At 46.2% G+C, this 12405-nt stretch carries 13 protein-coding genes; 12 read left to right on the top strand and 1 reads right to left on the bottom strand.

Annotated features, from left to right (window positions below):
- The first annotated feature begins 1 nt into the window (after position 1).
- From ACZGCQ_RS08695 to ACZGCQ_RS08660, 8 genes are all read left to right on the top strand, one after another.
- Positions 2-1045, top strand: a complete 1044-nt coding sequence (locus ACZGCQ_RS08695) for a glyceraldehyde-3-phosphate dehydrogenase (RefSeq protein ID WP_481266032.1) — start codon at positions 2-4, stop codon at positions 1043-1045.
- A 258-nt stretch (positions 1046-1303) separates the two neighbouring features.
- A complete protein-coding gene (speD, locus tag ACZGCQ_RS08690) occupies positions 1304-1690 on the top strand; it encodes an adenosylmethionine decarboxylase (protein ID WP_023469024.1) in 387 nt (128 codons plus the stop codon).
- Positions 1691-1797: 107 nt separating this feature from the next.
- Positions 1798-2166 carry a hypothetical protein gene (locus ACZGCQ_RS08685; RefSeq protein WP_023469023.1) on the top strand — a complete coding sequence of 123 codons (369 nt, stop codon included), beginning with the start codon at positions 1798-1800 and terminating at the stop codon, positions 2164-2166.
- A 13-nt stretch (positions 2167-2179) separates the two neighbouring features.
- Positions 2180-2656, top strand: coding sequence for a transcriptional regulator NrdR (gene nrdR / locus ACZGCQ_RS08680; protein WP_023469022.1), 477 nt, complete (start codon positions 2180-2182; stop codon positions 2654-2656).
- A 72-nt stretch (positions 2657-2728) separates the two neighbouring features.
- Complete coding sequence (locus tag ACZGCQ_RS08675; protein ID WP_029342322.1) at positions 2729-4090, top strand: replication initiation and membrane attachment family protein; 1362 nt, start codon at positions 2729-2731, stop codon at positions 4088-4090.
- A gap of 12 nt (positions 4091-4102) precedes the next feature.
- Complete coding sequence (dnaI, locus tag ACZGCQ_RS08670) at positions 4103-5020, top strand: primosomal protein DnaI (protein ID WP_149427706.1); 918 nt, start codon at positions 4103-4105, stop codon at positions 5018-5020.
- A gap of 310 nt (positions 5021-5330) precedes the next feature.
- Entirely contained in the window at positions 5331-7271 is a 1941-nt protein-coding gene (gene thrS / locus ACZGCQ_RS08665) for a threonine--tRNA ligase (protein ID WP_029342321.1), read from the top strand.
- A 218-nt stretch (positions 7272-7489) separates the two neighbouring features.
- A complete protein-coding gene (locus ACZGCQ_RS08660; RefSeq protein WP_481266031.1) occupies positions 7490-8695 on the top strand; it encodes a glycoside hydrolase family protein in 1206 nt (401 codons plus the stop codon).
- 47 nt (positions 8696-8742) lie between these two features.
- On the opposite strand, the gene ACZGCQ_RS08655 is transcribed toward ACZGCQ_RS08660, so the two are convergent.
- Positions 8743-10212, bottom strand: coding sequence for a catalase (locus ACZGCQ_RS08655; RefSeq protein ID WP_029342319.1), 1470 nt, complete (start codon positions 10210-10212; stop codon positions 8743-8745).
- A gap of 433 nt (positions 10213-10645) precedes the next feature.
- On the opposite strand from ACZGCQ_RS08655, the gene infC reads away from it, so the two are divergent.
- The 4 genes from infC (at position 10646) to ACZGCQ_RS08635 (ending at position 12396) form a co-directional block, all read left to right on the top strand.
- Positions 10646-11176: a translation initiation factor IF-3 gene (gene infC / locus ACZGCQ_RS08650; protein WP_029342318.1), complete on the top strand. Its 531-nt coding sequence runs from the start codon at positions 10646-10648 to the stop codon at positions 11174-11176.
- Positions 11177-11203: 27 nt separating this feature from the next.
- The gene (gene rpmI, locus ACZGCQ_RS08645; protein WP_023469015.1) at positions 11204-11398 is read left to right on the top strand and encodes a 50S ribosomal protein L35; all 195 of its coding nucleotides are present in this window, start codon (positions 11204-11206) and stop codon (positions 11396-11398) included.
- A 37-nt stretch (positions 11399-11435) separates the two neighbouring features.
- The gene (rplT, locus tag ACZGCQ_RS08640) at positions 11436-11795 is read left to right on the top strand and encodes a 50S ribosomal protein L20 (protein WP_012371057.1); all 360 of its coding nucleotides are present in this window, start codon (positions 11436-11438) and stop codon (positions 11793-11795) included.
- Positions 11796-11913: 118 nt separating this feature from the next.
- Positions 11914-12396 carry a dUTP diphosphatase gene (locus ACZGCQ_RS08635; RefSeq protein WP_029342317.1) on the top strand — a complete coding sequence of 161 codons (483 nt, stop codon included), beginning with the start codon at positions 11914-11916 and terminating at the stop codon, positions 12394-12396.
- Positions 12397-12405 lie beyond the last annotated feature (9 nt).

Here is a 12405-nt window from a genome sequence, read left to right as displayed (position 1 = left end):
CATGGGAGTCAAGGTGGCAGTCAATGGTTTTGGTCGAATTGGTCGAATGGTCTTTCGACGTCTGATCGCTGAGGGGAAAAGCGAAGTCGTAGCAATCAATGCAAGTTATCCAGTCGAAACACTCGCACATTTAATCAAGTACGACACGGTACATGGGAAATTCAATTATCCGGTCGACATCATCGATGGGGCGTTGATGGTTGACGGAAGACAAATTCAAATCGTCAGTGAACGCAATCCTGAGCTATTGCCGTGGGGGGAACTCGGCATCGATATCGTCGTCGAAGCGACAGGAAAGTTCAACTCAGATACGGGTGCTGCGAAGCATTTAGTGGCAGGCGCAAAAAAGGTCGTCATCACGGCACCTGCTAAAGGGGATGTCCGAACGATTGTCATGGGTGTCAATGACGACATGTATGATCATGAAACAGATGCTATCGTCTCGAACGCATCGTGTACGACGAACTGTCTAGCACCTGTCGTGCAAGTCATCGACCGGGCATTCGGGATTGAATCCGGTCTCGTGACGACGGTTCACGCGTTTACGAACGATCAAAATAATATTGATAATCCGCATAAGGATTTACGACGCGCCCGTGCATGTGGCTCATCCATCATTCCGACATCGACAGGTGCAGCAAAGGCAATCGCACTCGTCTTGCCACACTTGGAAGGGAAATTGAATGGACTCGCGCTTCGTGTTCCGACACCGAACGTCTCACTCGTCGATCTCGTCGTCGAAGTTAGTCGCGATACGACGGTGGCTGAAGTGAACGAAGCGTTCACGAAAGCAGCGGACGGTGCGCTTGACGGTATTCTCGGAATGACGATGGAACCGCTTGTCTCGATCGACTTCAACGGAGAAAAGCGTTCGACGGTCGTCGATGGACTCTCGACGATGGTCATGGGTGGTCGTCAAGTGAAGGTCCTCGCTTGGTACGATAATGAGTGGGGTTACTCCTGCCGCGTCGTCGACCTCGTACACCTTGTTTCGGCGCACTTAGAGGCGATGGGAACGGTTGAAAAAGAACTTGAATTGAATTAATGACAACGGGCAGATCCCAGTAACGACGGGACCTGTCCCGTTTTTTTTCTAGAAATGTATTAATTTTTGAAATTTATCCTTGTGTATCTTTTTGATACTCGCTATAATTCAAATCGTGAACTTCAATCGGTCTGGCAATCGCAGCTTAAAGGGTTAGGACCTCTCTGGACTAACTTTCCCCCGTGGGTGCGAACGACTCAGGCGCAAAGTAAGTGATCAACTACTTTGAAGACCATTGAATGTAGGGGGGATCCACAAATGGATACTATGGGAAGACACATTATTGCAGAACTTTGGGATTGTAATCCTGAAAAATTGAACGACATGGAATTCGTTGAACGACTTTTCGTTGACGCAGCACTTCAAGCAGGTGCAGAAGTACGAGAAGTAGCATTCCACAAGTTTGCACCACACGGCGTCAGTGGCGTCGTCATTATCTCTGAATCGCACTTGACGATTCACAGTTTCCCAGAGCACGGGTATGCATCGGTTGATGTCTTTACTTGTGGGGATCGGATCGATCCAGCCATCGCAGCGAACTACATTGCTGAAAAGCTCGATGCGAAAATCCGTGAAAATGTCGAAATTCCACGTGGTATGGGACCAGTTCAAGTTCCAGCGGCTACTGTCCAGCACGTCAACTGACAACACACACGAATTCGTCAAGCCCTCGTCGTTCAGACGAGGGCTTTTTAATATGTCTGACGTCTGTTATTCTTAATAGTAGAAGAAACAAAGAAAAGAGGATGACCATGGGACTGAAGGAACGCTTGCAAAAACAGCTAGAGACATCCGATACACATAAAAACGAAAATCTACGCACACACTATTACGCAGCAACGGTCGAGATGTTGTTTGCTGGTTTGGAAAATATCTTAAAGCAAGAGGGCGGGACGGTGCGTCGTGTTGACGCGGAACGTGGAGAACTCGCTTTTACATTAAAAGAAGTCGACGGACTCGCGACCGTCATCATGGTGGCGGGCGGACGTACGGCCGTCGATCTATTCTTACATCGTGAGAGTCTTCTCGGACCTGATCTCGAAAAACACATCGAGCGGATCTATGCCTCACTTGATGCGGGATACCGATTAAAAATGATTGGAACAAAAGAAATCACGTGAACGGAGGTACGGCATGCGCTGTCCAGCCTGTAATTTTAACGGAACAAAAGTACTGGACTCAAGACCGGTCCAGGATTTCGGTTCGATTCGGAGGAGACGTGAATGTGAGTCTTGCGGCTATCGCTTTACGACTTTCGAAATGGTCGAACAGACCCCTTTAATCATCGTAAAGAAAGACGGAACGCGCGACGAGTTCAATCGTGATAAAATTTTGCGGGGACTAGTGCGTGCCTGTGAAAAACGACCGATTTCAATTGAACAGTTAGAAACAGTCGTCAGTCGAGTCGAAAAGGCATTACGAGCGACAGCTCAGCATGAGATTCCAAGTGAGCAGGTCGGGCGTCTCGTGTTAAATGAACTAGCTTCCGTCGATGAAGTGGCATACGTTCGCTTTGCGAGTGTCTATAAACAATTCAAGGACATCAATGTCTTCTTCCAAGAGCTTTCTGAGCTGATGGAGCGACATCAAGAAAATGACCGTGAAAATTGAACGTGATATAAGAGAGGTCGTCTGTCCGGTCAGCGTACCTCTCTTTTTCTCCCTAAGGAAAGGACGAGTCAGATGGTAGAACGTGAACTTTCCGGTACCGATCTTTGCTTAGTGATGAGCAATGGTGTCGTCGACCGTGAAGCCTATCAATCTTTATATTATTTGTACCAGCCGATCATCGGCGTCAAAGCACTTGGACTTTATCAAACGTTTTGGAGCGAGATGATTCCGGGAAAAACAAAATCCCAATACATCTCCCATGCGGAACTCGGAACACTACTCGGTTTTTCTGTCGATGAATTCAAGGAAGAGTTGTTCAAGCTAGAAGGCATCGGTTTGATCCGGACGTTCGAAGCGCGCCAAGCCGCGTATCGTTACATCTATCAAATCCGGGTGCCGCTCGCTCCAAACACTTTTTTGAATGACGGGGTGTTATCGAGTCTGCTATTCTACCGCGTCGGTGAAATTCGTTTCCGCTCCCTCCAACATCGATTCCGGACAGAGCCGCTTCCGAAGAACATCGTTGATCGGACGGTTCGATTTGATCAAGTGTTCGATGTGAAAGCTGGTCTTGCTTCCGCGCATCAGCCGAAAGCCTATGCCAAACAGGAACGAGCAGTATATGAATTTGATTATTCATTTGATCTAGAAGAGATGAAACGTCAGACCGACCGTTTTCTACCACGGACATTTTATTCAAAGGCGATTGATCATCTGCTCATAAAGCTTGCTTACGTCACGCAGTCGAATGAGGCATTGATGGCGGAACTGTTGAATGCCCGTTTCCGTCACGAAGCATACTTGCCGATGACCGATGCTGAGAAACAAGAACGTTGCAAACAAATGATGTTGTCAGCGAAACAAAAACTCAGCCGCGAGAAAAAAGCGAAGGTCGCCTCACTCGACACGATTGAGGTCGGAGACGTCGAAGCGACGGAAACGATGGAAAGCACCCATCCGAAGCATTATGTCGCGAAGTTGCGGAAGGTCAAAGCGTTATCAGAGCGAGATGAAGAGTTGATCCAACAATTGATCATCGATTATGAGATGTCGTCTGGGATCGTCAATGCCGCCTACTACTATGCGCTCGTCGTCAAAAAAGACAATCGCTTCAGTAAGAACTTCCTCTTATCAATTGTTGATGATTGGAAACAGAAAGGGTACGTGACAGCATCCGAGGCACTAGCGAAGACGCAGGAGCAAGATGATTTGATTGCGAAGAAGCAGGAGCAAAAACAAGAACGTGCGCGTCAGACCGTTGGTGGACGTCGGGGACGGACCAGCAATACGAACGGCGGTCCGAATCCGAAGTGGTTGCAAGAAGAGAAGGCGAAACAGCAACAGTATGAAGCCTCTAAAAAAGCGAGTTTCGAAGCAGATGTTCCAGACGATGAAGAGATGGAACGAATCTTACGAGAACTGAAGGGGAACTAAAGGAGTCGGGACATGGAACATATCCAATCATCTATCGAAAAAATATTAAATCGACCGGACGTCGCAGAATCGGTTCGAGCGATTCAACAACGGGTGTTGTCTCATCCGGGGGTCGTCATGTTCTTACGGACCCATCCAGAGATTGATCAACGGATGATCGAGCGGGGTATGCTCAAACTGAACGAATACGCGGAACAGATGGATGGGAATCGACTGATTGAAAGTAAAGCCGTCATCGAAGGCTATCAGCCAATCCTGCACGTCGAAAAAGGACAAATCGTCGTTTCATATGAGAAGTCGCAAGCACTCAAAGACCGAGAAGATGAACGTGCACTTGAGAAAAAGTTCAAGAGTCTGTTCCTGCCGGACGAAGTGCGCGATGCGAACTTCAGTGATTTTGACTTGTCGACGACGGACCGAAAGCTCGCTTTACGTGCGGCGTCGCAGTTCCTCAATCATCTGCGCTCAAAAGAGCATGTAAAGGGACTGTACCTGCACGGTAGCTTTGGTGTCGGGAAAACGTATCTCTTGGCTGCGATCGGGAATGCACTGAAAAAAGAACGGATTGCAACGATTCTTGTCCATGCCCCTGGTTTCGTCGCTGAAGCGAAACGGCGGATCCGGTCTGATTCGTTCGATACGTTCCTTGAAGGATTCCAAACGATTCCGGTCTTATTGATTGATGATATCGGCGCAGAATCGATCAGTCCGTGGGTACGAGATGAGTTGTTCGGAATCATTTTGCAATATCGGATGATGCATCGTCTGCCGACATTGTTCAGCTCGAACTTATCTTATGATGAACTCGAACTCCATTTTGGGATTACGAACGATCAAGGCGATAAGTTAAAGGCCGCACGATTGATGGAACGGATTCGGACGACGACACAACCGATCGAGTTCCTCGGTGAAAATCGACGTCGCTACTAATTTTCCTTGTCAAGGAAGCGACGGATTCGTTATACTAATGACACGTCAATAGACGATGCAACGATTGAGGATATGAAGTATGAAATGAACCAAACTAGCGAGAGAAGAGCGGTGGAAGCTTCTCATGGCATCATTCATGTCTTTACTCCCTCATAGCACGAACGGGGCTAATCCGTTTGCGCTTCACGCCCGTTAACGCGTGTTCGAGCCGAACCAGCATTGGTCCGGGAACGAGGGTGGTACCACGAGATTAAGACTCGTCCCTTTTTAGGGATGAGTCTTTTTTATTTTGTTAAAGGGGGAAACAGTCATGTCAAACATCGCACTTACATTTCCAGACGGCGCCGTAAAGGAATTCGCAGTCGGTACGACAGCAGAAGAAGTCGCTGCTTCAATCAGCCCAGGACTTCGTAAAAAAGCATTTGCTGCAAAACTAAACGGGCACGCAATCGATTACCGTCGTCCAATCGAAGAGGACGGTACAATCGAATTGATCATGCCGGATTCAGAAGAAGGGCTCGACTTGATTCGTCACTCATCGGCTCACTTGATGGCACAAGCCATCAAACGTCTATATCCGGATGAAACGATTCATCTTGGAATCGGACCGACAATCGAGAATGGTTTTTACTATGACATCGATATGGAACGTCGCTTGACAGAAGAGGATCTTCCGGAAATCGAGAAGATGATGAATAAAATCGCGGGTGAAAACTTGCCGATCGAACGCGAAGTCGTCTCACGTGACGAAGCACTCGCGATCTATAAAGAACTCAATGATCCGTTGAAAGTCGAATTGATCGAGTCGATTCCTGCTGATCAGGATTTGACGATTTACCGTCAAGGCGAATTCTTCGATCTCTGCCGTGGACCACACGTTCCAGCGACAGCGAAGCTACAAGTCTTCAAATTGATGAGCATTGCTGGTGCTTACTGGCGTGGCGATTCAAAAAACAAGATGTTACAACGGATTTACGGTACAGCATGGGCGACAAAAGATCAGTTGAAACAACATCTCCACTTCCTTGCTGAAGCAAAAGAACGGGATCACCGTAAGCTCGGGAAAGAACTTGGCTTGTTCTTCACTTCTCAAGAAGTCGGTCAAGGACTTCCGATGTGGCTACCAAAAGGAGCAGCGATCCGTCGGACGGTCGAGCGTTATATCGTCGATAAAGAACTCGAACTTGGATATGAGCACGTCTATACACCGGTCCTCGGTTCAGTCGATCTATACAAGACATCGGGTCACTGGGATCACTATCAAGACGACATGTTCCCGAAAATGGAGATGGACAATGAAGAACTCGTTCTTCGTCCAATGAACTGTCCACACCACATGATGGTTTACAAGAATGAACCACGTTCGTACCGTGATTTACCGCTTCGTGTTGCGGAGCTTGGTGGCATGCACCGTTACGAGATGTCTGGTGCCTTGACTGGTCTTCAACGCGTTCGTTACATGGTCCTTAACGATGGACATACGTTTGTCCGTCCTGATCAAATGAAGGATGAGTTCAAAGCCATCGTTCACCTCATTCAAGAAGTCTATGCGGACTTCGGGATTACAGATTACAAATTCCGTCTTTCGTATCGTGACCCAGCGGATAAAGAGAAGTACTTCGATAACGATGCGATCTGGGAAATGGCGCAACGTGAGTTGAAAGAAACGATGGATGAGCTCGAGCTCGAATACTTCGAGGCAGAAGGCGAAGCTGCATTCTACGGACCGAAGCTTGACGTTCAAGTTCGGACAGCACTTGGTAAAGATGAGACGCTTTCGACAGTCCAACTCGACTTCCTCTTACCAGAGCGATTCGAATTGACATACAAAGGAAATGACGGACAAGATCATCGTCCGGTCGTCTTACACCGAGGTGTTGTTTCGACGATGGAACGATTCGTCGCATACTTGATCGAAGAATACAAAGGCGCGTTCCCAACATGGCTCGCACCGGTTCAGGTGAAATTGATTCCGGTTTCTAAAGTGCATGAAGACTATGCGCGTGAAATCAAAGCAATCCTATTGAAAAAAGGAATTCGTGTTGAAACAGATTTCCGTGATGAGAAACTCGGGTACCGGATTCGTGAAGCACAAGTCAACAAAGTACCAGTCATGCTCGTTTTAGGTGACAAGGAAGTCGAATCGCGCGAAGTCAACATTCGTCGCTACGGTTCAAAAGACTCAAGCAATGCATCACTTGAACAATTCGTCGCCGACTTAGAACAAGAAATCGCGAATCGTTCAAAATAATTCTAGCCTCATGAAAGAGTTCGTCCTGCTGATGTAGGGCGGACTTTTTTTGTAATGTGATACTTAAAAGAAGGAAGCAGCATGCCGATGACAAAGATGATGATCCAGCTAAATCTATCCAAAATAACTGAAAATAAATTTCCTTTAATTGGATAAATGCTATAATAAACCTTTAGTAGATGTAATGTTTTGATATAATGGGAAGGAAGTTACAAAAAATGAAGCAGACGACTCTTGCTGTGTTCATCGCATCTTCACTTTTGATTGGTATTCATCCGGGTGAAGTGAGTGCGACGACGACAAAAAAGACGTACCGGATCACACCAAAAACAGAAGCAATTGACCCGACGATCCGTAAATATACGACCTATAACGCAAAGACGCGTAATCACTATACGATGCGCTCCTATTTGGAGCGTCTTGAAAAAGAGGGTGGCGGGACACTCGTCTTGACGAAAGGAACGTACTTGTCTCCACTACGTGTCGGTATTCCGTCCAATACGACGGTGATCTTGGAAGATGGCGTCATCATCAAGAAGACGACGGAAACGGGAACGAAGAAGATTAGTTCGACGACTAGTGTATTTGATCTTGTTGCTCCATCCGTGTTGCGTTTAAACAAAAAGGTCGGAAAGTATGATGGCTCACAGAACGTTAAAATCATCGGGAAAGGAAATGCGCAAATCGACTTGAATCGATATACGCGTGGTTCAGCATTCGCCATTGCCCATAATCAAAACTTGTATATCGGCGGCATCACAGTACGGAATCAAAAAGGTTCACATGCGATGGAACTTGATGCGACGAAGAAGGCAGTCATCGAAAACATGAAATTCGTCGACGCCGTCATGATTCCGAATACCGGTCCGAATGAATCGATTAATCTCGATACACCAGACCCGATCACAAAGGGCTTCAACTGGAAGTGGTCGAAACAAGACGGAACGCCAAACGCAGATATCATGATTCGCAATAACCTGTTCCGTAATATCAACGTGGCAATTGGCACACATCAATACACAGAAAATAGATTACACACGAATGTCCGGATCGAAAAAAATACAATTGACGGAACAAAGGATTACGCGATTTCGATGATGAACTGGAAGAATCCGACGGTTCGTTACAATACGATTCGAAATGTGCACCGGGCGGATGGAAAAGCGATGACGATTCTCGGTAGAGGAGTTGTCGGAGGGACGATTCGCTACAATCGATTTGAAGATGCGGATCGGGCGATTCAAATGCAACCGTTCCAAAGCAATGGTTATGCTCCCATCTATAATACGTTTACGTCAGAACAAAAACGTTACATGCAACAAAATACGGTCAAGCGGGTCGGGCTCGATCAAATCGTCTTGTTCAAGAAACTCAATGAGTTCACGTACAAGACGGCAGAACGCTACGATTTCATCCCATATTAAGACATAAAAAAGCACCCAAGACGTAAGTCAAGGGTGCTTGTGTCATATTACGAACGCATTTGTTGCAAGAACGGTTCGATATCGACTTGAAGCGCTTCTGATAGTTTCTGACCGAGTGAAGCATCAGCACGGTAGAAGTTACAGATTGCGAGCAAGACTGTATTCTCATGACGTACTTGTTCGAGATCATTGACGAGGTTCTTCAGAAGAGCTGCTTGCTCGTCTTCTGTCAAACGACGGTATACTTCGCCGGCTTGACCGAAGTTGTTCGTTTTCTCGATTTCGAGACGACCATGTTTATCATCAAGTAACGGCTGGTTTTCTTCCGTATACTCTGGTGTTTCTTTTGGTTCTTCTTGATAACGGTTCGGTTCGTAGTTCACCGGACTCGTTTGCTGACCAACTGGCATTGCACCATCACGTTGGTAGTTATTCACTTGTGCGAACGGACAGTTAATCGGAAGTTGTTGATAGTTCGTTCCGATACGGTAGCGTTGTGTGTCCGAGTAAGAGAACAGACGACCTTGTAACAACTTATCTTCAGATGGCAACATCCCTGGAATCAAGACACCTGGGTTGAACCCGACAGATTCCGTTTCAGCGAAATAGTTGTCGACGTTTTTGTTCAGTGTCATCGTACCGACGTGTTGGAACGGGATGACATCTTCAAACCAATCTTTTGTTGCGTCGAGCGGATCGAAATCGAACTGATCGACGTCAGCCGGATCGAGCACCTGTACGAACAGATCCCATTCCGGATAATCTCCGTCTTCAATCGCTTGGAACGTATCGTTTGAAGCATGGTTGAAATCTTTTCCTTGAATCTCTGTTGCTTCTTCAGCTGAGAGATTATGAACGCCAGCTTTTGGTACCCAGCGTAGTTTAACATAGACCGTGTTGCCGTGAGCATTCACCCATTTAAATGAGTGGACGGAAGAACCACGCATTTTACGGTAGCTTGCAGGAATACCTTCATCCGTGAAAAGGTGCATGAGCATGTTCGTCGATTCTGGACGAAGTGTCATGAAGTCCCAGTAACGATCGGGATCTTGAATATTCGTGCGTGGATCTGGTTTAAGTGAATGGACCATATCCGGGAACTTCATAGCGTCGCGAATGAAGAAGACAGGAAGGTTGTTCCCGACGAAATCCCAGTTTCCTTCTTCTGTATAGAACTTGACAGAGAATCCACGTGGATCGCGGAGTGTCTCTGGAGAATGCGTGCCGTGAATAACAGTCGAGAAACGGGCGAAGACAGGAACTTCTGTCCCTTCTTCTTGTAAAAACGCAGCTTTCGTGTACTTTTTCATCGAGTTTTTCACAGTGAAGACACCGTGAGCACCGAATCCACGAGCATGTACAACACGCTCAGGTACACGTTCCCGGTCGAAATGGGCCATCTTTTCGATTAATTGATAATCTTCTAATAATGTAGGTCCACGACGTCCAGCCGTGCGTGAATTTTGATTGTCTCCGATTGGTACACCTTGATTGGTTGTTAATCGTTTTTCAGTCATCTGTTATTCTCCCCCTTATGTAAGATTACATTGATTATAAAACAATAATCATTCTAAATAAACAATTTTGCTTGCGAATGTTCTGAATCTTTTTGACATGTAATGAATGTACCCGTGAAAATCAGGTTAGAAACTTCTTGCTTATCCGCTAAAGGATTGCTATTATAATCAAGTATGTGAGCAACGTTCTGTAAGAACATAGAAAGCGGCTTGACATCACGGGAAAACAAGTGCTATGATAGCAAAGTGAAATGACAACAAAGCAGAAGCATCCCGCTTCTCACCATGTATGACGACTCGTACTGGTTCATCATGAAGATACGCAATGTATAGCGATTGCTATGCTTTGACGTTCCTTATGAGTGTGGGCGGGAAGAACTGCCGACGCTTTTTTTATAGCGTTTTCTATCATTCATTTTTCGTGCATTGCACGATGGAGGTGCTAACCATTAGCAAAGATCTGTTAATCAATGAAAGCATCCGTGCCCGGGAAGTTCGTCTTATCGGAGCGGATGGTGCTCAACTAGGTGTCCAATCACGCAACGAAGCGCTACGTCTCGCAGAGGAAGCGGAACTTGACCTCGTCATGGTCGCTCCACAAGCGACGCCGCCAGTTTGTAAGATCATGGACTACGGTAAATACCGTTTCGAGATGCAAAAGAAGGACAAAGAAACTCGGAAGAATCAGAAAGTGATTCAGATGAAAGAAGTTCGTCTTAGCCCGACGATCGAGGAGAACGACTTCCAAACGAAATTCCGTAATGCGAAGAAATTCTTGGAGAATGGTAACAAAGTGAAAGCGAGTATTCGTTTCCGCGGTCGTGCCATCACTCACTCGGAAATCGGTAAACGCGTTCTCGAACGCCTCGCAACGGATTTAAGTGAGTTCGGTGTTGTGGAACAGAGACCGAAGATGGAAGGACGCAGCATGTTCCTCGTGCTTGCTCCTAAGAAAGAAGACTAATCGAATCGAAGTAGGAGGGAATCTCTCATGCCTAAAATGAAATCGCACCGCGGTGCTTCTAAACGTTTCAAACGTACTGCTTCTGGCAAATTGAAACGTGGTCGTGCTTACACAAGCCACTTGTTCGGTAACAAATCAACAAAAGCGAAACGTAAATTACGTAAAGCTAGCATGGTATCTACGGGTGACTTCAAACGCATCCGTCACATGATCGCGAAGTAATTTATCCAATCGTATACAGATTTAGGAGGGAATTTATATGCCACGCGTAAAAGGCGGATATACGACTCGTCAACGTCGTAAAAAACAACTCAAATTAGCTAAGGGCTACTACGGCTCGAAACATACACTCTTTAAGGTTGCGAAACAGCAAGTCATGAAATCTCTCATGTACGCTTACCGTGACCGTCGTCAAAAGAAACGTGACTTCCGTCGCCTCTGGATCACTCGGATCAATGCGGCAGCACGTATCAACGGTCTTTCTTACAGCCGCATGATGCATGGTCTTAAATTAGCAGGTATCGACGTTAACCGTAAGATGCTCGCTGACCTCGCAGTTACAGATGCAACTGCATTTGCTTCACTTGCTGACACAGCAAAAGCAAAATTGAACGCTTAAGTTCTACAATTCGTCGGGGAATTTAATTCTCCGACGTTTTTTTCGATTTAATGATAAAATAAGAAGGCACGTCGATGAGACGGTCATATGATTTTTTTAGATAGAAGGAGAATTAAAGATGGATTGGTTGACACTTTTTGAGATGCAAGAACAGTTGGATAAACGGATTCAGTCAGAACATCAATTGACAGGCAATCAATTCGACGAGCGTTTACTCGCCTTATTGGTCGAACTCGGTGAACTTGCGAACGAGACACGTTGCTTTAAGTTCTGGTCGAAGAAGGGACCATCCGCTCAAGTCACAATTCTTGAGGAATATGTCGATGGCGTCCATTTTCTACTCTCACTAGGTCTAGCGCTTGAGTACAAGAAAAGTCATTTTACAGAAGGTGACTTCTATTTGACAGCAACGGATGCTTTTTTAGATGTCTATAACAAAACGAACGTCTTTGCGATTTCGCGGACGGAACAAAGTTATGACGTTCTGATTGGTGCATACCTTGCATTAGGTGCTACACTAGGCTTTACACAGGATATGATTTTCAAGGCTTACATTTCTAAAAATGAAGCAAACCATGTGCGACAAGACAACGGTTACTAAGGAGGAAAT

This window comes from Exiguobacterium sp. HSB13 (assembly GCF_056764755.1).
The sequence above is the reverse complement of the archived record's forward strand: the minus strand, read 5'-3'. Positions and strand labels throughout refer to the sequence as shown.